This window comes from Bacillus mycoides (assembly GCF_001757995.1).
GTDB classification, from domain to species: domain Bacteria; phylum Bacillota; class Bacilli; order Bacillales; family Bacillaceae_G; genus Bacillus_A; species Bacillus_A mycoides_B.
The window spans coordinates 47,453-70,066 of the sequence record NZ_LXLV01000066.1 but is presented as its reverse complement, the minus strand read 5'-3'; the positions used below and the strand labels follow the sequence as shown (position 1 = coordinate 70,066).

Sequence of the window (22,614 nt, the reverse complement as noted above, 5' to 3'; positions counted from 1 at the left end):
TCAGATAATTGTTTATAATAGGATTAGAAACTTTGAAAAGTTACATAACAGCAGAGACTTTACACCAGATAAAATAAAAACAACATAAAACAATTTTATAACGATATTGTTTTATGTTGTTTTTATCATAAACTCTTCGGAATTCATTTTCCTCACTAACTTGTTGTTCTGAGCGTGAGGATTCGGGGAGACATTCACGCTCATGCTTTCCATGTAAGCAATGGACAATAAGAGGGGAACATCGCAATAAATTTGCATGAACGTGCATTTTGCTTGCCTAAAGAGTGAACGAGCGTTCATAATTTATAAGGGGAGCAAATAGATATAAGGAGCAAGGTTGGGAGAATTTTCAGGAAAAGGAGAGAATGTCATGACTGTTATTCGAGGTTTAGAAGGGGTAGTAGCAACAACATCATCTGTGAGCTCTATTATTGATGATACATTAACTTATGTTGGGTATAATATTGATGATTTAGCTGAGAATGCTACGTTCGAAGAAGTAGTGTACTTATTATGGCACCGCAAGCTTCCTAACGAAAAAGAACTAGCGGAATTTAGTGAAACTGTATCTGAATACTATAAAGTACCAGGTGAGATTTTAACATATTTGAAACAAGTAGATTTAAAAATCGCGCACCCGATGTCGGTTTTACGAACTGCGATTTCCATGCTATCATTATATGATGAGAGCGCTGAAATAATGGATGGAAAGTCTAATTATTTGAAAGCGGTTAAATTACAGGCTCAAGTCGGAACTTTAATTGCGGCTTATGCAAGAATTCGTAAAGGTTTAGATGTTGTTGAGCCAAGAAAAGATCTATCATTAGCTGCAAACTTCTTGTACATGTTAAATGATCGTGAGCCAAATGAAGTTGAAATTGAGGCTTTTGATAAGGCGCTTGTACTTCATGCAGATCACGAGTTAAACGCTTCTACATTTACTGCACGTGTTTGCGTAGCTACACTTTCAGATGTGTATTCTGGTATTACAGCAGCAATCGGTGCATTAAAAGGTCCTCTTCACGGCGGGGCAAATGAAAATGTAATGAAGATGTTAACTGAGATTGGTGAAGAAGAAAATGTAGAATCATATATTCATAATGCTCTTCACAATAAAGTGAAAATTATGGGATTTGGTCATCGTGTATATGAGCATGGTGATCCACGCGCGAAACACTTACGCGAAATGTCTAAGAGATTATGCGTGCTTTTAGGAGAAGACAAATGGTATAATATGTCTATCAAAATTGAAGACATTGTAACAAAAGAAAAAGGTCTTCCACCAAATGTTGATTTTTATTCAGCTTCTGTATACCATTGTTTAGGAGTTGACCATGACTTATTTACACCTATCTTTGCGATTAGCCGTATGTCAGGCTGGTTAGCTCATATTCTAGAACAATATGAAAACAACCGTTTAATCCGTCCGCGTGCTGATTATAATGGACCTACGCATCAAGTATATGTTCCAATCGCACAACGATAAGTGAAAAACACTATTTTGATAGTGAAAATACGCTTTCAAAAGTCTGATTTTTTCGGAAAGATATAATGATTAGAATATTTTAATTTGACTAACGGTTTGAACTGAGGGGTTACTCCCTCAGTTTCATACATATGAAATTTCAAACATGGGGGTTATCACATTGACAACAGGTGAAAAAATTACTGTAACTAATGGTGTTATGAATGTACCAAACAATCCGATTATTCCATTTATCGAAGGAGATGGAATTGGTCCTGATATTTGGGCTGCAGCATCTCGCGTAATAGAAGCAGCAGTTGAGAAAGCATATGATGGTGAGAAGAAAATCGTTTGGAAAGAAGTGCTTGCAGGGGAAAAAGCATTCAACCAAACAGGCGAGTGGTTACCAGAAGAGACTTTAAATTTAATTCGTGAATATTTAATCGCAATTAAAGGTCCACTTACAACTCCAGTTGGCGGTGGTATTCGTTCTCTAAACGTTGCGCTTCGTCAAGAATTAGATTTATATGTATGTCTACGTCCAGTTCGTTACTTTGAAGGTGTTCCTTCACCTGTAAAACGTCCGGAAGATACTGATATGGTTATTTTCCGTGAAAATACAGAAGACATTTACGCTGGTATTGAATATGCACAAGGTTCTCCAGAAGCGGAAAAAGTTCTTGCATTCTTAAAAGAAGCAATGGGCGTTAATAAAATTCGTTTCCCAGAAACATCAGGGATTGGTATTAAACCAATTTCAGAGGAAGGAACAAAGCGTCTTGTTCGCGCTGCAATTCAATATGCAATTAACGAAAAACGTTCTTCTGTTACATTAGTTCATAAAGGAAACATTATGAAATTTACAGAAGGTGCTTTCAAAAACTGGGGCTATGAAGTAGCTGAACAAGAATTTGGCGATAAAGTATTTACTTGGGCTGAATATGATCGCATTGTTGAAAAAGATGGCAAAGATGCAGCGAATAAAGCGATGGCAGAAGCAGAATCTGCTGGAAAAATCATCGTAAAAGATTCTATTGCAGACATCTTCTTACAACAAATTTTAACTCGTCCACGTGAGTTCGATGTTGTTGCAACAATGAACTTAAATGGAGATTACATCTCTGATGCACTTGCTGCACAAGTAGGTGGAATTGGTATTGCACCTGGTGCAAACATTAACTACGTTACTGGACATGCTATCTTTGAAGCTACACACGGTACAGCTCCAAAATATGCAGGTTTAGATAAAGTAAATCCATCTTCTGTTCTTCTTTCTGGTGTATTATTACTAGAACATTTAGGATGGAATGAAGCTGCGAAATTAGTAACTGATTCAGTTGAAAAAACAATTGCATCAAAAGTAGTAACATACGACTTCGCTCGTCTAATGGAAGGCGCAACAGAAGTGAAATGTTCTGAATTTGCTAATGAGCTTATTAAAAACATGGATGTAGCGATAATCAAAAACGCATAATTAAAGCGGGGGGTAAATTATGACAATCAAACGCAAGAAAGTTTCAGTCATCGGTGCAGGATTTACAGGAGCAACAACAGCATTCTTATTAGCACAAAAAGAACTTGCAGATGTTGTATTAGTGGACATTCCACAGCTGGAAAATCCAACAAAAGGGAAAGCGTTAGATATGTTAGAAGCGAGCCCAGTACAAGGTTTTGATGCTAACATTATTGGTACATCGGATTACGCAGATACTGCTGATTCTGACGTTGTCGTTATTACAGCAGGTATTGCGCGTAAGCCTGGTATGAGCCGTGATGACTTAGTAGCAACAAACTCTAAAATTATGAAAAGTATTACGCGCGACATTGCAAAACATTCACCAAACGCGATTATTGTTGTATTAACAAATCCAGTTGATGCAATGACATATTCTGTATTTAAAGAAGCTGGATTCCCGAAAGAGCGTGTTATCGGTCAATCAGGCGTATTAGATACAGCTCGTTTCCGTACATTCATTTCACAAGAATTAAATCTTTCTGTGAAAGACATTACAGGATTTGTTCTTGGTGGACATGGTGACGATATGGTACCTCTTGTGCGTTACTCATATGCGGGTGGTATTCCGTTAGAAACATTAATTCCAAAAGAGCGTTTAGAAGCAATCGTAGAACGTACACGTAAAGGTGGCGGTGAGATTGTAGGCTTATTAGGAAACGGTAGTGCATATTATGCGCCAGCAGCTTCTTTAGTTGAAATGACAGAAGCAATCTTGAAAGATCAACGCCGTGTATTACCTGCTATTGCATACCTTGAAGGTGAGTATGGTTATAGTGACCTTTATTTAGGGGTACCAGTAATTCTAGGTGGTAACGGAATTGAAAAAATTATTGAATTAGAACTTCTTGAAGATGAAAAAGAAGCGTTAGATCGCTCTGTAGAATCTGTACGTAACGTTATGAAAGTTCTTGTTTAATAATTAAATATAAGTAGAAAAAGATTCGGGGCCCCGAATCTTTTTCTACTATTTACTAAATTGTTTTTTTGAAATAATATGAAAACGCTATCATTTGTAGTATCCTATAATGAAACTATAGACTTATACTATACATTGCCCTCGTCATAGTAATTTTCGGATAAGGTATCGCTTTTAGTAGGATAATAAGGTGAAAAAATCGGAGGGGGTTGTAACATGTTAAAGAAAAAAGTTCAAATTGGTCGTAGAATGGATGAAATTACAGTAGGAGAGAAATTATCTATCACTGAAAAAATTGAGGATAAAGATTTGTTATTGTATTTAGGGTTAACGAATGATGCCAATCCATTATATATTCAGCATGATTACGCATCCCAAACTCCGTATGAAAAGCCGATTGTACCAAGCATTATGCTAACGGGGTTGATTACAACGGCAGTTACGAAATATTTACCAGGTCCAGGTAGCCATATTACTAGGAAGGACCTTACATTCGTGAAGCATGTTCACCATTATGAGACGTTACAAATCCACTTTGAAGTTGTGGCTGTTTCAGAGGAGGAACATACAATTGATATGCTTGTATCTGCTCATGACGAAAAAGGAGATACTGTTGTGAAAGGCTCATTAACAGTAACACCACCTTTTAAATCTGTTTCCATTATGGAAAAAGCATTAGATAATTTTTAAAACATGAAAATATGAATAGCGCTAGCATACCTTACTATAAGGGGCTAGCGCTATTTTTAGTTGAAAAATCCTTCTTTAAACCCTTCAGTAAATTCTGAACAACCTGTTTTAATCGTATCCCAGCTCGGTACGTTAAAAGTAAGGAAACATGTTACTAATAAAGTTAAAATAGGTAGTAATATTCGCATAATGGCCCCTTTATTGTATTTATTTATTTATTTATATATTAAAATTAATGATATATTTATTGGTGATTAAAGTCAATGAAAGGGGTGGTTTTTTAAGATGAAGTGGAAGCGAGAAGACATTATTTTTGAAACGATAAGAGAAGCTGAAGTGTGGGCCGATTCAATCGCGAATGAAATGTACGGGAGAGTATTTGATGGATATGAAACACCGGATTATAAAATAGCGTATGCTCTTGCGTTTTTTCTAGCATCTATTCCTAGATTTACAGTTCATGCGGAAACAGTTGTAGAGAACGATACATTCATTTACAAAGTGTGGATCACTATTACAGCGGATAAGACAGATTTCTACTGAAAAGTTATGGTTTATTCTATTTCTTAGTAAAACTATACAGTAACTTTCTTTCATGAAGGGACAATTATATTGAGGGAGACCTTGTTTTCTAGTATGATGAGAATAACGGGGAAAATACTAGGATGAAGAAGGTTTCAAGTCTATAACTTGGAGGAAAAGAATGAACAATCGTATTTTAGTAGTTGATGATGAGGAATTTATCTTAACTTTAATTGAATTTAATTTACAACAAGCTGGGTTTGAAGTTATTACAGCAATGGATGGAGAAATGGCGCTTCAAAAAGCGACTACAGAACGCCCAGATTTAATTATATTAGATTTAATGCTTCCGAAAATGGATGGTATGGAAGTTTGTAAAGAATTACGATTGCAGCGTGTTATGACGCCGATTTTAATGTTAACAGCAAAAGATGATGAATTTGATAAGGTGCTAGGTCTTGAACTTGGGGCTGATGATTATATGACGAAGCCATTTAGTCCAAGGGAAGTTGTTGCTCGTGTGAAGGCGATTTTGCGCCGTACGAAATTACAGCAGGAAGAGCAAGTTTCAGAATCGCCAGATGAAGATAGCATCATAATTGCAGAGCTGAAAATTTTACCTGAGTTTTATGAAGCGTACTTCCGAGGGAGAAAGATCGAGTTAACTCCGAAAGAATTTGAGTTACTTGTTTATCTTGCGAAAAATAAAAGTCGTGTATTAACTCGTGATCAATTATTAAGTGCTGTATGGAATTATGATTTTGCCGGTGATACAAGAATTGTTGATGTCCATATTAGCCATTTGCGCGATAAAATCGAACAAAATACGAAAAAACCGACGTACATTAAAACGATACGTGGTTTAGGTTATAAATTAGAGGAGCCAAAAGGGGATGAATAAATTTCGTTCCAGGCTTCTTTTTACATTTGTTTCTCTTATCGTCTTTATTTTAGTTGGACTAGGTGTATTATTAGAAACTGCATTTGAAAACTACTATATAGATCATGCTAAAGAGAGAATGGTAAAAGAGACACAGTATGTTGCGGTATTAGCAGAAGAGCAAGGGTTTGATGCTGTTTTAAAAAAGCCTTATGTATTTGAAAAGTTAGAAGAAAAAATACCAGCTTCTATTATATTTGTTGATGAAAAAAAGAAAGTTCAATATAGCGGAGGGCAACCATCTGCATTTAGTCAAGAGATGATTAAAGAACTTTCTTCCGAAACAGCAAAGCAAAGAAATAAAGTCATTACGAAAGAAACAGATCAAAAGAATGAATTTTATCATGCGGTGTTCGTCCAGGATGTAGAAGGGAAACAAGGATACATTTTGGTGAAAAGTACAATTGATACTTTGAGGGACGTTCACCAAAAAACGTGGGGATTATTAATTATCGGATTTGTCATTGCTTGTCTCGTAGTTGTATTCCTTGGGGTGAAAATTACAGGGCAATATATTAGGCCGATTGAATCAGTTACGAAAGTTGCGATTGAATTAGCGAAGGGTAATTATAAAGCGCGTGCATATGAAAGTCATTCGGATGAAACAGGAATGCTGAGTAAAGCAATTAATATTTTAGCTCGTAATTTACAAGAGATGACACTTGAACAAGAAATGCAACAAGATCGTTTACACACATTAATTGAAAATATGGGAAGTGGAATGATTTTAATTGATAGTCGTGGTTATATAAACCTTGTAAACCGTTCTTATAAGGAAACTTTCCACGTAACTGATGAAGAATATTTAAATCGTTTATATTATGAATCGTTTCACCATACGGAAATTATTGAGCTTGTGGAAGAAATTTTTATGACAGAAGTGAAAGTGCGTAAACAAATGTTATTGCCGCTTGGTATTGAGCGAAAGCATTTCGAGGTATATGGAGCGCCAATTATTGGGACGAACCATGAGTGGAAAGGGATTGTTCTCGTATTCCATGACATTACTGAGCTGAAGAAATTAGAACAAATGAGAAAAGACTTTTTAGCGAATGTTTCTCATGAATTGAAGACACCGATTACTTCTATTAAAGGCTTTTCAGAAACGCTCTTAGATGGGGCGATGGATAACAAAAGATTTTGTGAACATTTCTTACATATTATTCTAAAAGAAAGTGAACGCATGCAAGGATTAATTGAAGATTTATTAGATTTGTCAAAGATCGAGCAACAAGGATTTAAGTTAAATATGGGTACGGTTGATATGAAGGGACTTCTTGAAGACATACACATGGTGCTTGATAATAAAGCGGGAGAAAAAGAAATCTCGTTACAAGTGAATGTATTGAAACGAGTTTCTGTTATTGGAGATCCGAGCCGCTTAAAACAAATCTTTATTAATTTAATTAATAATGCGATCGTATATACGCCGGCTGGAGGCGTTGTTTCTGTTGAATTATTTGAGGATAAATATAATGCGTATATAAAAGTGTCGGATACTGGAATTGGTATTAGTAAAGAAGAAATCCCTCGTATATTTGAACGTTTTTATCGAGTTGATAAAGCGAGAAGTAGAAATACGGGTGGAACGGGTCTTGGTTTATCAATTGTAAAGCATTTAGTTGAAGCACATCAAGGTACGATTACAGTGGATAGTGAGGTTGGAGAAGGAACAACATTTACAGTTGTTTTACCAAAATCAGCTACTGAAAAATAGGATGAAGGATATTTACAATATATTAACATTGTCTTAATTAAATATTAATAAAGCTCTGTTAATATAATACATGAAAACCCCTTCATCCAAGGAGTAATTTTGGACGAGAGTAGTTATGCTATTCTCGTCACTTCCCTTTTATGCCAATGTAAGTCTGTTTATATATGATAGAAAAAAACCGTTATTTTTCTTCTCTCTATTAGTCATGTTAATATAGAGAGAGGAAAAGAACGGTTTTTTCTGTGGAAAAATCGTTTCAAATTTGTATGGGGAGGTTTGTAGTTTGGAAAAAAAAGTCGTATTAGTAGATGGTAATAATATCGCGTATCGTGCTTTCTTTGCACTACCGCTTTTAAATAACGACAAAGGTATACATACGAACGCAATTTATGGTTTTACGATGATGCTAATGAGAATATTAGAGGAAGAAAAACCGACGCATATGCTTGTGGCGTTTGATGCGGGGAAAACAACATTCCGTCATAAAACGTATAGTGATTATAAGGGAGGGCGTCAAAAGACTCCACCTGAGTTATCAGAGCAATTCCCGTTTATTCGTGAGATGCTTGATGCATTCAATGTACCGCGTTATGAGCTGGAAAATTATGAAGCGGATGACATTATGGGGACGTTAGCGAAAGAAGCGAGTGAGCAAGGGTTTCATGTGAAAGTTATTTCAGGAGATAAAGATTTACTGCAACTTGTTTCAGATAATACACTCGTATGTATTCCTCGCAAAGGGATTACAGAAGTAGATGAATATACGAAAGAAGCTTTATTTGAGAAATATAGCTTATCACCAAAGCAAATTATCGACATGAAAGGTTTAATGGGAGATCAATCAGATAACATTCCAGGTGTACCAGGTGTTGGTGAAAAAACTGCGATTAAATTGTTAACACAATTTGAAACGGTAGAAGCGGTATATGAAAACTTAGATCAAGTAAGTGGCAAGAAATTAAAAGAAAAGTTAGAAGAAAATAAAGAACAAGCTCTTATGAGTAAAGAACTTGCGACTATTATTACAGACGCACCGATTACTGTGCATGTAGATGATATGGCATATAAAGGGTATGAACCAAGCGATTTAATTCCAATGTTCGAGAATTTAGGATTTACATCCCTTTTAAATAAATTAGGCGTTACGCCGGAGGAAACGGCTCCAGCTGAATTAGATGATATTACATTTGATATTGTAGAAGAAGTTACAGAAGAAATGCTTCAGCAAGATAGTGCGCTTATTGTTGAAGTACAAGAAGATAACTATCATAAAGCCGATATTCAAGGTTTTGGTATTCAAAATGAAAATGGTTGTTACTTCATTCCGGCCGATGTTGCTCTTAAATCAGATGCTTTTAAAGAGTGGCTTGCAAATAGGGAAATGAGAAAACATACATTTGATGCGAAGCGTGCTATCGTTGCGCTCAAATGGAATGGTGTAGATATTCAGGGAATTGATTTTGATTTATTAATTGCCGCTTATTTACTTGATCCAGCTGATACCGATAAAGATTTCCGTGCTGTTGCGAAAATGAAAGAAACACATGCGGTAAAATCTGACGAAGAAGTTTACGGAAAAGGTGCGAAGCGTGCTGTTCCGGAGCAAGAGGTAGTAGCTGAGCATGTAGCTCGTAAAGTGCATGTATTATATGATGTGAAGCAAACCTTCGAGGAAGAATTAGAAAAGAATGAGCAATATGAACTATTTACAGAGTTAGAATTACCTCTTGCTCGTGTATTAGCTGACATGGAAGTGAAAGGTGTTACAGTTGATACGGAGCGTCTCCGCAATATGGGAGAAGAGCTTGCGGGTAGATTAAAGGAAATGGAAAAAGAGATTTATGAGCTTGCAGGAACGGAATTTAATATTAATTCACCGAAGCAGCTTGGGGTTATTCTGTTTGAGAACTTAAATTTACCTGTTATTAAAAAGACGAAAACAGGTTATTCTACGTCTGCTGATGTACTAGACAAGCTTATGGATCATCATGCAATCATTCCGAAGATTTTACACTACCGTCAATTAGGGAAACTAAACTCTACGTATATTGAAGGGTTATTAAAAGTTGTACATGACGATTCATCTAAAATTCACACTCGCTTTAACCAAGTGTTAACGCAAACGGGACGACTAAGTTCAACGGAACCAAACTTGCAAAATATCCCGATTCGCTTAGAAGAGGGAAGGAAGATTCGTCAGGCGTTTATTCCTTCAGAAGAAGGATGGATTATGTACGCAGCCGATTATTCACAAATTGAACTTCGTGTGCTTGCTCACATTGCAAAAGATAAAGGTTTAGTTGAAGCGTTCCAACATGACATGGATATTCATACGAAAACAGCTATGGATGTATTCGGTGTTGGAAAAGATGAAGTGACATCTAATATGAGACGACAAGCAAAAGCTGTAAACTTCGGCATTGTATACGGTATTAGTGATTACGGCCTTTCACAAAACTTAGGAATCACGAGAAAAGCGGCAGGGGAATTTATTGAAAGGTATTTAGAAAGCTTCCCTGGAGTACAAGAATATATGGCTGACATTGTAAAAGATGCGAAGCAAAAAGGATATGTTTCAACGTTATTAAATCGCCGTCGTTACATTCCAGAAATTACGAGCCGTAACTTTAATTTGCGTAGCTTTGCAGAGCGTACTGCAATGAATACACCAATTCAAGGTAGTGCGGCGGATATTATTAAAAAGGCTATGATTATTATGGCGGATCGTTTAGAAGAAGAGGGATTAGAAGCGCGTCTTCTCCTGCAAGTACACGATGAATTGATATTTGAAGCGCCAAAAGAAGAATTGGAAAAACTAGAGCAGCTTGTACCTGAAGTAATGGAGCATGCAATTGAATTGGCAGTTCCGTTAAAAGTGGATTATTCTTATGGCCCAACTTGGTACGACGCGAAATAAGGAAGTGATGAAATGCCTGAATTACCAGAGGTTGAAAACGTTAGACGGACACTTGAAAATCTTGTAACGGGAAAAGTGATTGAAGATGTTATTGTAACTTATCCCAAAATAGTAAAACGACCGGATGATGCAGAAATCTTTAAAGACATGCTGAGAGGCGAGAAGATTGAAAATATAAAGCGAAGAGGCAAGTTTTTGCTTTTGTATGTAACGAACTATGTAATTGTTTCACATTTGCGTATGGAAGGTAAGTTTTTGCTTCATCAGGAGGATGAGCCGATTGATAAACATACGCACGTCCGTTTCCTATTTACAGATGGAACTGAATTACATTATAAAGATGTGAGAAAGTTTGGTACGATGCATCTCTTTAAGAAAGGCGAAGAATTGAATCAAATGCCCCTTGCTGACTTAGGTCCAGAGCCATTTGATGCTGAATTGACACCACAGTATTTACAAGAAAGATTGCAAAAGACAAATCGTAAAATAAAGGTTGTATTATTAGACCAGCGTCTTTTAGTAGGGCTTGGGAATATATATGTAGATGAAGTTTTATTCCGTTCTCACATCCATCCAGAACGAGAAGCGTCATCTTTAACGGAAGAAGAAATCGAAAGAGTGTACGAAGCAATTGTTACAACGCTAGGCGAAGCAGTAAAGCGGGGCGGAAGTACAATTAGAACGTATATTAATTCGCAAGGGCAAATTGGTTCGTTCCAAGAACTTCTAAATGTATACGGGAAAAAAGGAGAACCATGTGTGACTTGCGGTACGATATTAGAAAAAACAGTTGTTGGCGGAAGAGGAACGCATTATTGCCCAATTTGTCAGCCTAGAATATAGAAAAGAGATAACATCGGATAGGCATTTGTCATATACATACATCAGAGCTATGTATAAGGGAGGAGCTTACCGATGTACCTTTATTTATCTCTTATTTTATTAGCTTTTACATTAAGCTTAGATAGCTGTAGTGTAGGGCTGACATACGGGTTAAGGAGCGTAAGAATTCCACTAAGATCAATTATAATTATCGGGATCTGTTCAGCAGCTGTAATGCTCGTTTCCATGGGAATTGGACATATGATCGCGAAAATATTTTCACCTGTTATCGCAACGCGTATTGGTGGGTTTGTTCTTATTGGAATAGGTATTTGGGTATTATATCAATTTTTCCGAAGTGATAAAAAAGAAGAATCAAAGCAAGAAGAGAAGGTTTGGAAACTAGAAATTGCTTCTCTAGGGCTAGTGATTCAAATTTTGAGGAAACCCACTGTTGCGGATTTTGATAAATCAGGAACTATCTCTGCAGGAGAAGCACTACTTCTCGGTATCGCTCTTTCTGTAGATTCGTTTGGTGCTGGAATTGGCGCATCTTTATTAGGTTATGCACCTGCGATGATGGCGATATTAGTTGCGGTTATGAGTTCTTTGTTTTTATTTATTGGTATGAAGCTCGGTACGATTTTATCAAATATGAAATGGTTACAAAAATTTACATTCCTGCCTGGGGTATTACTCATTATTATTGGAATTTGGAAAATGTAAGTATGGGCGTGGAACATTAGTTTCGCGCCTTTTATATTGGAGGAGGGTTATTATGACAGTAGTAATTGGATTAACGGGAGGCATTGCAAGTGGGAAAAGTACAGTATCACAAATGTTTCGCGAACTAAATATACCAGTTATTGATGCAGATATTATTGCGCGAGAAGTTGTAGAACGAGGGAAACCAGCATATAACAAAATTGTAGATGTCTTTGGAACGGAAGTGTTACAAAAAGATGGAGAGCTTGATCGGCCGCAGCTTGGGAGTGTCGTTTTTTATAATGAAGAAAAACGATTGCAGTTAAACAAAATTGTTCATCCTGCAGTGCGTGAAGAAATGAATGTACAAAAGGAGATGTACATAAAAGAAGGCATGCAAGCGGTTGTGTTAGATATCCCTCTTTTGTTTGAAAGTAAATTAACAAATCTCGTTGATCGAGTATTAGTTGTAGCAGTCACACCGAATACGCAATTAGAACGTTTAATGAAACGGAATGATTTTTCGGAAGAAGAAGCAACGGCGCGTATTCAATCTCAAATGTCATTAGAAGAAAAAGTAACGAGGGCGGATGAAGTAATTTATAATGATGGCACAATTGCTGAAACGCAAACACAATTAGCGGCTATTTTGAAAGAATGGAACATTATTGATTAAAAAATTGTGAAATTAATGAAAATGCTTAGTGACATATCTCCTTTTTGTGTTATACTATTATTGGGATTAGAGATAAATAGTATAACGCATTCAAGGGGGATAACATATTATGACTCGTGTGGCAATTAATGGATTTGGACGTATTGGGAGAATGGTGTTTCGTCAAGCAATAAAAGAAAGCGCATTCGAAATTGTAGCAATCAACGCAAGCTATCCGTCCGAAACGTTAGCACATTTAATTAAATATGATACAGTACATGGTAAGTTTGACGGAACAGTGGAAGCATTTGAAGATCACTTATTAGTAGATGGGAAAATGATTCGCCTTTTAAACAACCGTGATCCGAAGGAATTGCCTTGGAAAGATCTAGGTGTTGAAGTTGTAATTGAAGCAACTGGTAAATTTAACGCGAAAGAAAAAGCAATTCTTCATGTTGAAGCTGGAGCGAAAAAAGTTATTTTAACAGCGCCTGGTAAAAATGAAGATGTAACAATCGTAGTTGGTGTGAACGAAGACCAATTAGATATTACAAAACATACCGTTATTTCAAATGCATCTTGTACAACAAACTGTTTAGCGCCTGTTGTAAAGGTGTTAGATGAGCAGTTCGGAATTGAAAACGGTTTAATGACAACTGTTCACGCTTATACAAATGACCAAAAAAATATTGATAACCCACATAAAGATTTAAGAAGAGCGCGTGCTTGCGGACAGTCTATCATTCCGACAACGACGGGTGCCGCGAAAGCGCTTGCAAAAGTTCTTCCACACTTAAACGGAAAACTTCATGGTATGGCACTTCGTGTACCAACGCCAAACGTGTCTCTTGTTGATTTAGTAGTAGACGTAAAACGTGATGTAACAGTTGAAGATATTAATGAAGCATTCAAAAATGTTGCAAACGGTGCGTTAAAAGGAATTGTAGAATTCAGCGATGAGCCTTTAGTGTCTATCGACTTTAATACAAATACACACTCAGCTATTATTGATGGTTTATCTACAATGGTAATGGGTGAGCGTAAAGTGAAAGTACTTGCTTGGTATGATAACGAGTGGGGCTACTCTCGTCGTGTTGTAGATCTTGTAACGTTAGTTGTAGATGAATTAGCAAAACAAGAAAATGTACAACATATTTAAGTGAAATAGGGGGAGGGCAAGTGAATATTTGCCTTCTTTTTTTATTTTTTTCTGAAAAGAAAAAAATTATAGGAGTATATTTTCAAATAGTGGACAGACCAAAAAACGTTGTGATTACTGTATTTGTGAATCATTTATTTTTTTTAGGGAAAAGTAAAGAGGAAATTATGACAGAAAATCGAAAAAACTGTTGTTGCAAAATGAAAATAAACAAAGTATACTAACACTCGTAAACTTAAGAGCTGAGGTACGTAGTCACTACTTAAAGGGTTAGGACCTCTCTGGACTAACTTTCCCCCGTGGTAGTGGAGCAAGCCAAATTGCAAATTAGTTTTCAATTCGAACAGTTAGAATAAATTTACAAGGGGGAACTGTAGAATGGATACTATGGATACGATGGGTCGTCACGTGATCGCTGAACTTTGGGATTGCGATTTCGACAAGCTTAATGACATGCCGTATATTGAACAATTATTTGTGGATGCAGCACTAAGAGCTGGTGCTGAAGTACGTGAGGTTGCTTTTCATAAATTTGCACCACAAGGTGTAAGTGGAGTAGTAATTATCTCGGAATCACATTTAACAATTCATAGCTTTCCGGAGCACGGTTATGCAAGTATTGATGTTTATACTTGTGGGGATCGTATTGATCCAAATGTTGCTGCAGAATATATTGCAGAAGGTTTAAACGCGAAAACGCGTGAGAGCATCGAGCTTCCTCGAGGCACTGGTAGCTTCGAAATTAAGCAGAGAGAAACAAAAGCTCTTTAAAAAAGAACATAATTGATTTAAAATGTAAAGAGGTGTATAATGCACCTCTTTTTTAGTTTATATAAAATAGGATCACGATATGTAATAACTTAGAGTGGTCATTGTAGAAGAATGAGTTATATAATATTGTATATATATTTTCACATGTAGGTGAGTAGCGAAAGAATAAAGATTATATTGTAAAGGAGTGAATGAATTGCGTTGTCCATCCTGTTTTCATAATGGCACAAGAGTGTTAGATTCGCGTCCGGTAGACGAGGGACGCTCTATTCGAAGAAGAAGAGAGTGTGAAAGTTGTTTAAGTCGCTTTACGACATTTGAAAGAGTAGAAGAATCACCTCTTATCGTTGTTAAAAAAGAAGGAACACGAGAAGAGTTTAATAAAGAGAAAATTTTACGCGGTTTAATTAAAGCGTGTGAAAAAAGACCTGTATCTTTAAGGCAGTTAGAGGAAGTAACACAAAGTGTGGAGCGTGAACTTCGTAACTTAGGTATATCAGAAGTGAAAAGTGATATGATTGGTGAAATTGTTATGGAAGAACTTCGTGATATTGATGATGTTGCTTACGTACGTTTTGCTTCTGTGTATCGTCAATTTAAAGATTTAAATGTATTTATTGAAGAATTAAAAGATATACTGCAAAAAGAGAGAGAGTAGAAAGAATCTCTTTATATACTGTAAGTAAACGAGATAAGAGAGCTAGAAGCGGAAGCTAATAGCTCTTTTTCGCTAATAAATTATATAATAAAGATAGAACGAGTGAAATATAGGTTAGATTGGATGAGAGAAAGGAAAAGCAAGAATGGAAAAACAGTCATGGATGGAGCTATTGCCGATTGATCGTTATAAAGTAAGTGCGAAAGGGTTGTTACATAATTACGACCGGAAAGTATTAACGATGTTGTATCAGCCGTTAATAGGTAGTAGAGCTTTTAGCTTATACATGACGCTATGGGGAGAGTTAGAGCAAGATCGTGTGTTTGGAAAAGAGAATACACATCACTCCCTTATGGTGACTATGCAAATGCAACTTCCTGAAATATATGGGGAACGAGTAAAGTTAGAAGCGATTGGTCTTTTAAATGTATATATTAAGAAAGAAAAAGATATTCGAATGTTTATATATGAATTGCAACCACCTTTATCTCCGAAGCAGTTTTTTGATGATATTGTTTTAAGTATCTTTTTATATAATCGCTTGAGTCGGACAAAATACAACCAAGTAAAGCAATATTTCTTAGAAGAAGAATTCGATTTTGCTTCTTATGAAAATGTTACGCGCTCCTTCAACGATGTATTTGATTCGTTTAACCCAGGTCAGTTTGAACATGCGCAAGAAGAACTGCGTATCCCGAAAACGACAACTATGCCAAATAACGAGAATGGGGATGCACCGAAAGTTTGGAATGATTTCTTTGATTTCTCTTTATTTGTAGACGGACTATCAGCGCTTGTTCCTAAAAAGGCGATTACAGATCAAGTGCGAGAATGTGTCATTACACTCGCTTATGTGTACGGTGTGGATGTGTTATCGATGCAAAATATCGTTCTTGGCGCAGTGACAGAGATACAAACTATTGATATCGAAAGGCTTCGGAAGGGAGCACGCGATTGGTATCAATTTGAAAATGGTCAAGCACTACCTGTATTAAGTGAAAGGGTGCAACCTCATGCTGCTCGTACAATGAAAGAGAAAGAGCCAACTACGCAAGAAGAGATGCTAATGAAGCAGTTAGAGGAAATCTCGCCAAAACAACTATTGAAAGAGATTTCAGGCGGTGCAGAGGCGACGAAAGCGGACTTGCAAATCGTTGAGGATGTAATGATAAATCAAAAATTAACGCCAGGGGTTGTGAATGTACTTATTTATTACGTTATGCTACGCTCAGATATGAAGCTTGCTAAAACGTATGTCGAGAAGATTGCGGGACATTGGGCGCGAAAAAAGGTCGGTACAGTAGGCGAGGCGATGGCGCTAGCGAAAGAAGAGAATCGTCAATATCAAGAGTGGGCTGAGACGAAGAAAAAAGGTCGTACAGCGAAGAAAACAGTGAGAAAAGAAATGGTACCAGATTGGCTTAAAGAAGAGTCGAAAGAAGAGAAAGAACCTGTAAAAAATGACGTAAGTGCGAAAAAAGATGCAAGTACGTTAGAAGATGAACGGAAACGATTAGAAGAAGTATTGAAAAAATATAAGCGTGATTAATAAAAGAAAATGAACGCTCTTTGAGGTGAGAAAATGGAGCATATTCAAAATTCATTTACGAAATTAATGGAAAATAAAAACTTTAAAAATAGATATGAAGTCTTAAAGGCAGAAGTGATGGCGCACCCTCGTGTGAAAGAATTTATAGACGAACATAAAGGTGAAGTAACGACTTCTATGATTGAACGAAGTCTTGTGAAGTTATATGAATATATTGGACAAAGTGTAGGGTGTGCGGATTGTCCAGATTTAGGGTCATGTAAAAATATGCTACAAGGATATGAGCCGAAGCTCGTCATTCAAGGTAAGATGATTGATATTCAATACGATCGTTGTATTAGAAAAGTAGCATATGATGAGAGAAAAAAATATGAAAAACTTGTTCAAAGTGTATATATGCCAGTTGATATTTTGCAGGCAACTATGGAAAATTTAGACCCTTCAGATTTAGATGCACGTATTGATGCAATAGGTGCAACGAATGAATTTTTAAACACATACGAACCAGGTAAAAAAGCACAAGGTTTATATTTGTATGGTAAATTTGGTGTAGGGAAAACGTATCTTTTAGGGGCAATTGCAAATGAGCTTGCGCGAAAGAAAATTAGTTCGATGCTCGTATACTTCCCTGAATTTTTACGTGAAATCAAAAGTTCGATTCAAGATAATTCGATTAGCGGAAAGATTGATGCTGTCAAACGTGTACAAGTATTAATGTTAGATGATATCGGGGCAGAAGCGATGTCAAGTTTTGTACGTGATGATGTACTCGGTGCAATCTTACAGTTCCGTATGTTGGAAAACTTACCGACGTTCTTTACATCTAACTTTGATTTCAAACAGTTGGAACATCATTTAACGTATACACAGCGCGGTGAAGCAGAAGAGATGAAAGCGGCCCGTATTATGGAACGAATTAAATATTTAGCGAAGCCAATCCCAATTGGCGGGAAGAACCGTCGTAATAAGTAAAGAGCGAGCTGAGAAGCTTGCTCTTTTTTATCCCGCATTAACGGGCAGTAAGATTCCCACCTCAAAATTCGGCTGTAAAGCAAAGAAGTTAGGTGGGAGTCGGGCTGCCCGTAAAAGCCCGATTGGTGAGGGCTGATAATCAGTGGAGGATGGACAAAACCTCCAATGATTAAAGTTTCACTTTATTTTAATCATTTTTTCAGAGTAGCTTGTATCATTTTTTTCTCCCTCCCTTAATATATATAAAATTAGCAAGCCATATCGAGTGGATGTTCTAACGATGGGAGATAGGTTTCTACTAAGAGTGAACTTCCATAGATCGGACTCTTATAGGATTTGTAACGTATAGATGCAATCCTTTAGAGCGGGGATAAAAGGGGGGACAAAAGTGATTGAAATTTGCTTCGAAGAAAAGAATGATGCTGTGCACGTATACAGACAACTAACGAAAAGAACGGAATCCTTATATAAGGAAACAAGTGTATATTTAAACGAACAAAAGGTTATTATTCATATACCATTATGTGAATCGAATTATATTGAAAAGATTTTATTGCCAGTATTACTATATTTCATTATGAATGTGAAACAAAATGAATGGATTCATACCATTTTAAAGGAAAAGTTTTTTTATGAAGAACAAGAAGAGTGTCATCAAATATTGCATATGGCACATGAGATTTTAAAGGAAAGGAGAAAAGGAGTAGCTCGTGATTTAACACGTCAAAAATTTGAATCTTATATTGCGTCGTCTTTGAATGATTGGCTTTGTGATCCGCTCTCATTCTCGTTTTCATCATACGTTCGTTTTCGTCTTCGTACATATAGGGAAATGGTAGCTGAGCTTGCTGAAGTTGCAATTGATGAGTATAAGATGGAGCAGGAATATCAAATGTTCATTGAGACACTTCGCCAACAAGTAAGTAGCCGGAAATCACGTTTGTCCTGTGTACATCTTGTTTTTGATGAAAGTTTTATTTTCTATGATGATAAAGGTAGACGTTTAAAACAGGAGAAATTGGTTCAATATATAGATGAAGAATTATTAAAGAAACAGGATGTATATATCGATACGAAAGTAATTGCGCCACTTCTTTCTATTTCGCCGAAAAAGATTTATTTATATACGAAAGAACAAGATCATAATATGATTATTACTTTGCGAAATGTATTTCAGGAACGAGTGCAACTACATGGATTACATGAATTTGAGCGCAACGTGAAAAATTTAAAAAATAAAGGTAACGCCCTTGATTTTCTAAGTTTTTGAGCATATAATTACCTACATAAATGAAATATATCGAAATGTTATGATGAGGACATGGGTAGTTTTCTACGATTTTCAGAGAGGGAAGCCTTAGGGTGTGAGCTTCCTAGTACGGGATAATTACTTACCACCTCTAAACTTTAGCAGTGAACGTTTTTCTAGTAATTGCTAACGGACAACACCGTTATGTTGAACTTGAGCAATTAACAATAAGGTTAATTGGAACAAGGGTGGAACCACGAATTCAACACTCGTCCCTTTTTATGGGATGAGTGTTTTTTATTTTGAAAAAAAGAGGAGTGACCAGTGATGGCAGATGTAGTTAAAATTACTTTCCCTGATGGAGCTGTGAAGGAGTTTCCAAAAGGCGTAACAACTGAAGAAATCGCAGCTTCTATTAGCCCAGGCTTAAAGAAAAAAGCTGTGGCTGGAAAATTAAACGATGAGATGATCGATCTTGTTACACCAATCGAAGAAGATGGTGCAGTTTCTATCATTACATTAGATTCTGAAGATGGCTTATACATTTTACGCCATTCAACAGCCCACCTTTTAGCACAAGCGTTAAAACGTTTATATAAAGATGTTAAGCTTGAGCTTGGCATTGGTCCAGTAATCGAAAATGGCTTCTACTACGATATCGATATGGAAGAAGCGATTACAGTTGAAGACTTCAAGAAAATTGAAAAAGAAATGCAAAAAATTGTGAACGAGAACTTAGAAATCGTTCGTCATGAAGTACCACGTGCAGAAGCACTTCGTCGCTTTGAAGAAATCGGCGATGAGTTAAAATTAGATTTAATTAACGATCTTCCAGAAGATGCAGTTATTTCAATCTATGAGCAAGGCGAATTCTTCGACCTTTGCCGTGGTGTTCATCTTCCATCTACAGGGAAGATTAAAGTATTTAAATTATTAAGTGTTGCAGGTGCTTACTGGCGCGGCGACAGCAATAATAAAATGTTACAACGTATTTACGGTACTGCATTCGTTAAGAAAGCAGAATTAGATGAGCACTTACGTATGCTTGAAGAAGCGAAAGAGCGCGATCACCGTAAATTAGGTAAAGAATTAAAACTATTTACTAATAGCCAAAAAGTAGGACAAGGCTTACCACTTTGGTTACCAAAAGGTGCAACAATCCGCCGTATTATCGAGCGTTACATCGTTGATAAAGAAGCAAGCTTAGGCTATGATCACGTATACACTCCAGTACTAGGAAGCAGAGAGCTTTATGAAACTTCTGGTCACTGGAACCACTACCGTGATGGTATGTTCCCATCAATGGAAATGGATAATGAAGAATTAGTTCTTCGTCCAATGAACTGCCCTCACCACATGATGGTTTATAAAAATGATATTCACAGCTACCGTGAATTACCAATCCGTATTGCGGAACTTGGAACAATGCACCGCTATGAAATGTCTGGAGCATTATCTGGATTACAACGTGTACGCGGAATGACTTTAAATGATGCGCACATTTTCGTTCGTCCAGATCAAATTAAAGAAGAGTTAAAACGTGTTGTAAACTTAACTTTAGAAGTGTACAAAGATTTCGGTTTAGAAAACTATTCATTCCGTCTATCTTATCGTGACCCAGCAGATACTAAAAAGTATTATGCTGATGATGAGATGTGGGAAAAAGCACAAGGTATGTTAAAAGAAGCTATGGATGAAATGGGTCTTGATTACTATGAAGCTGAAGGTGAAGCGGCATTCTATGGCCCAAAACTTGACGTTCAAGTTCGTACTGCTCTTGGAAAAGACGAAACACTTTCAACTGTACAATTAGACTTCTTACTTCCAGAACGCTTTGAATTAGCTTACGTTGGTGAAGACGGTAAACAACATCGTCCAGTTGTAATTCACCGTGGCGTTGTATCAACTATGGAACGTTTCGTAGCCTTCTTAATTGAAGAATACAAAGGCGCATTCCCAACTTGGTTAGCTCCAGTTCAGGCGCAAGTAATTCCAGTTTCTCCGCAAGTACATTTAGACTATGCGAAGAAAGTACAAGATGAATTACGACGTGCTGGTATCCGTGTTGAATTAGACACTCGTGAAGAGAAAATTGGTTACAAAATCCGTGAAGCACAAATGCAAAAGATTCCGTACATGCTTGTAGTAGGTGACAATGAAGTTACTGAAAATGGCGTTAACGTACGTAAATATGGTGAACAAAAATCAGAAACAATCGCATTAGATGCGTTTGTTGACATGATTAAAGTAGAAGGAAAACGATAAGAAAAAGCCGCGGTATACCGCGGCTTTTTTATGTATTATAAAAAAGAAAATCTAGAAAAAATAACCAAACAATACTTATCATAAAAAAGTATTGCAAGTATGCTGGTTGTTTGTTACAATATTTCTTGTTGTTAGTAAAACACATTGCGTCTTCTTGACAGACGTCATGTCCTATGATAAACTCATCAAGGATAATAGAATATGGTTTTGGCAAGTAGAAGCACCCGCTTCTCACCTGATGGACGCATTCGCAGTTAGCAGGTAAATGTATTTCTTACTAAAGATATTACAAGTGTGGGTGCCGTGTGCCCGCACTTTTTTTGTTCGGGTTCTACAATTGCAAAACGTATTCTAAGAAAACCTTGGAGGTGGCTTACTATTAGCAAGGATATGATGATTAACGAGCAAATTCGTGCACGTGAAGTACGCTTAGTTGGCGCAAACGGCGATCAACTTGGAATCAAGTCTCGTAATGACGCTTTAGACTTAGCTGCAGGTCTTAATCTTGATTTAGTATTGGTTGCTCCAAATGCGAAACCGCCAGTATGCCGCATTATGGACTACGGTAAATTCCGCTTTGAGCAACAGAAGAAAGAAAAAGAACAGCGCAAAAATCAAAAAGTAATTAGCATGAAAGAAGTTCGTTTAAGTCCAACAATTGATGAACATGACTTTAACACAAAACTTCGTAATGCTGTCAAGTTTTTAGAGAAAGGCGACAAGGTTAAAGCGTCAATTCGCTTTAAAGGACGTGCCATTACTCATAAAGAAATCGGTCAACGTGTTTTAGATCGCTTCTCAGAAGCTTGTGCTGAAGTTAGTACAATTGAATCTAAGCCTAAAATGGAAGGACGCAGTATGTTCTTAGTTTTAGCACCGAAAAACGATAAGTAATAGATAGAGGAGGAAATACCTATGCCTAAACAAAAAACTCATCGCGGCGCTGCAAAGCGTTTCAAAAAGACTGGATCTGGTAAACTGAAGCGTTCTCACGCTTACACAAGCCATTTATTCGCTAACAAATCTACAAAAGCTAAACGTAAACTACGTAAAGCTGGTGTAGTTAGCGCTGGTGACTTCAAACGCATTCGTCAAATGCTTGACAACTTAAAATAAGTTCGGCTGA

General features: G+C 36.7%; 21 protein-coding genes and 2 other annotated features. Of the genes, 20 read left to right on the top strand and 1 reads right to left on the bottom strand.

Going from position 1 to position 22,614, the window contains the following annotated elements; genetic code table 11:
* Positions 1 to 337: 337 nt before the first annotated feature.
* The 4 genes from citZ to BWGOE10_RS22900 all read left to right on the top strand — a co-directional run bounded on the left by citZ (position 338) and on the right by BWGOE10_RS22900 (position 4,587).
* Positions 338 to 1,486 carry a citrate synthase gene (gene citZ, locus BWGOE10_RS22915; RefSeq protein ID WP_081338200.1) on the top strand — a complete coding sequence of 383 codons (1,149 nt, stop codon included), beginning with the start codon at positions 338 to 340 and terminating at the stop codon, positions 1,484 to 1,486.
* A gap of 160 nt (positions 1,487 to 1,646) precedes the next feature.
* Complete coding sequence (icd, locus tag BWGOE10_RS22910; RefSeq protein ID WP_070145082.1) at positions 1,647 to 2,939, top strand: NADP-dependent isocitrate dehydrogenase; 1,293 nt, start codon at positions 1,647 to 1,649, stop codon at positions 2,937 to 2,939.
* 19 nt (positions 2,940 to 2,958) lie between these two features.
* Positions 2,959 to 3,897: a malate dehydrogenase gene (gene mdh, locus BWGOE10_RS22905; protein WP_070145081.1), complete on the top strand. Its 939-nt coding sequence runs from the start codon at positions 2,959 to 2,961 to the stop codon at positions 3,895 to 3,897.
* Positions 3,898 to 4,113: 216 nt separating this feature from the next.
* On the top strand, positions 4,114 to 4,587 hold the full coding sequence (locus BWGOE10_RS22900) for a MaoC/PaaZ C-terminal domain-containing protein (protein WP_070145080.1): 474 nt from the start codon (positions 4,114 to 4,116) through the stop codon (positions 4,585 to 4,587).
* A 56-nt stretch (positions 4,588 to 4,643) separates the two neighbouring features.
* Here the strand turns inward: BWGOE10_RS22900 and BWGOE10_RS33750 are convergent, their stop codons facing one another.
* The gene (locus BWGOE10_RS33750) at positions 4,644 to 4,775 is read right to left on the bottom strand and encodes a hypothetical protein (RefSeq protein ID WP_098786349.1); all 132 of its coding nucleotides are present in this window, start codon (positions 4,773 to 4,775) and stop codon (positions 4,644 to 4,646) included.
* 97 nt (positions 4,776 to 4,872) lie between these two features.
* On the opposite strand from BWGOE10_RS33750, the gene BWGOE10_RS22895 reads away from it, so the two are divergent.
* From BWGOE10_RS22895 to rpmI, 16 genes are all read left to right on the top strand, one after another.
* Positions 4,873 to 5,130 (top strand): hypothetical protein, encoded by a 258-nt coding sequence (locus tag BWGOE10_RS22895; RefSeq protein ID WP_070145079.1) that lies wholly within the window; start codon positions 4,873 to 4,875, stop codon positions 5,128 to 5,130.
* 160 nt (positions 5,131 to 5,290) lie between these two features.
* Entirely contained in the window at positions 5,291 to 6,010 is a 720-nt protein-coding gene (phoP, locus tag BWGOE10_RS22890; protein WP_070145078.1) for a two-component system response regulator PhoP, read from the top strand.
* Positions 6,003 to 7,766 (top strand): sensory box histidine kinase PhoR, encoded by a 1,764-nt coding sequence (phoR, locus tag BWGOE10_RS22885; RefSeq protein WP_070145077.1) that lies wholly within the window; start codon positions 6,003 to 6,005, stop codon positions 7,764 to 7,766. Before phoP ends, phoR begins: the two co-directional genes overlap by 8 nt.
* 283 nt (positions 7,767 to 8,049) lie before the next feature.
* Positions 8,050 to 10,683 (top strand): DNA polymerase I, encoded by a 2,634-nt coding sequence (gene polA, locus BWGOE10_RS22880; RefSeq protein WP_070145076.1) that lies wholly within the window; start codon positions 8,050 to 8,052, stop codon positions 10,681 to 10,683.
* Between the two features lie 12 nt (positions 10,684 to 10,695).
* On the top strand, positions 10,696 to 11,526 hold the full coding sequence (gene mutM, locus BWGOE10_RS22875; RefSeq protein WP_070145075.1) for a DNA-formamidopyrimidine glycosylase: 831 nt from the start codon (positions 10,696 to 10,698) through the stop codon (positions 11,524 to 11,526).
* A gap of 72 nt (positions 11,527 to 11,598) precedes the next feature.
* Positions 11,599 to 12,231: a sporulation membrane protein YtaF gene (ytaF, locus tag BWGOE10_RS22870; RefSeq protein ID WP_070145074.1), complete on the top strand. Its 633-nt coding sequence runs from the start codon at positions 11,599 to 11,601 to the stop codon at positions 12,229 to 12,231.
* Positions 12,232 to 12,283: 52 nt separating this feature from the next.
* Positions 12,284 to 12,886 carry a dephospho-CoA kinase gene (coaE, locus tag BWGOE10_RS22865; RefSeq protein ID WP_070145073.1) on the top strand — a complete coding sequence of 201 codons (603 nt, stop codon included), beginning with the start codon at positions 12,284 to 12,286 and terminating at the stop codon, positions 12,884 to 12,886.
* Positions 12,887 to 12,995: 109 nt separating this feature from the next.
* Positions 12,996 to 14,024: a glyceraldehyde-3-phosphate dehydrogenase gene (locus BWGOE10_RS22860; protein WP_070145072.1), complete on the top strand. Its 1,029-nt coding sequence runs from the start codon at positions 12,996 to 12,998 to the stop codon at positions 14,022 to 14,024.
* 387 nt (positions 14,025 to 14,411) lie between these two features.
* Entirely contained in the window at positions 14,412 to 14,795 is a 384-nt protein-coding gene (speD, locus tag BWGOE10_RS22850; protein WP_002003660.1) for an adenosylmethionine decarboxylase, read from the top strand.
* Between the two features lie 196 nt (positions 14,796 to 14,991).
* Positions 14,992 to 15,453, top strand: coding sequence for a transcriptional regulator NrdR (nrdR, locus tag BWGOE10_RS22845; RefSeq protein WP_001203686.1), 462 nt, complete (start codon positions 14,992 to 14,994; stop codon positions 15,451 to 15,453).
* A 145-nt stretch (positions 15,454 to 15,598) separates the two neighbouring features.
* The gene (locus tag BWGOE10_RS22840; RefSeq protein WP_070145070.1) at positions 15,599 to 17,002 is read left to right on the top strand and encodes a replication initiation and membrane attachment family protein; all 1,404 of its coding nucleotides are present in this window, start codon (positions 15,599 to 15,601) and stop codon (positions 17,000 to 17,002) included.
* A gap of 33 nt (positions 17,003 to 17,035) precedes the next feature.
* Positions 17,036 to 17,974, top strand: coding sequence for a primosomal protein DnaI (gene dnaI, locus BWGOE10_RS22835; protein WP_002015473.1), 939 nt, complete (start codon positions 17,036 to 17,038; stop codon positions 17,972 to 17,974).
* Between the two features lie 388 nt (positions 17,975 to 18,362).
* On the top strand, positions 18,363 to 19,244 hold the full coding sequence (ytxC, locus tag BWGOE10_RS22830) for a putative sporulation protein YtxC (RefSeq protein WP_070145069.1): 882 nt from the start codon (positions 18,363 to 18,365) through the stop codon (positions 19,242 to 19,244).
* Between the two features lie 31 nt (positions 19,245 to 19,275).
* Positions 19,276 to 19,503: a binding site (T-box leader), on the top strand.
* Between the two features lie 47 nt (positions 19,504 to 19,550).
* Positions 19,551 to 21,488, top strand: coding sequence for a threonine--tRNA ligase (thrS, locus tag BWGOE10_RS22825; RefSeq protein WP_000786076.1), 1,938 nt, complete (start codon positions 19,551 to 19,553; stop codon positions 21,486 to 21,488).
* A gap of 206 nt (positions 21,489 to 21,694) precedes the next feature.
* Positions 21,695 to 21,815 (top strand) — a sequence feature (ribosomal protein L20 leader region).
* Between the two features lie 63 nt (positions 21,816 to 21,878).
* On the top strand, positions 21,879 to 22,382 hold the full coding sequence (gene infC, locus BWGOE10_RS22820; protein WP_002015470.1) for a translation initiation factor IF-3: 504 nt from the start codon (positions 21,879 to 21,881) through the stop codon (positions 22,380 to 22,382).
* Between the two features lie 21 nt (positions 22,383 to 22,403).
* On the top strand, positions 22,404 to 22,604 hold the full coding sequence (gene rpmI, locus BWGOE10_RS22815; RefSeq protein WP_001125945.1) for a 50S ribosomal protein L35: 201 nt from the start codon (positions 22,404 to 22,406) through the stop codon (positions 22,602 to 22,604).
* The last annotated feature ends 10 nt before the right edge of the window (positions 22,605 to 22,614 follow it).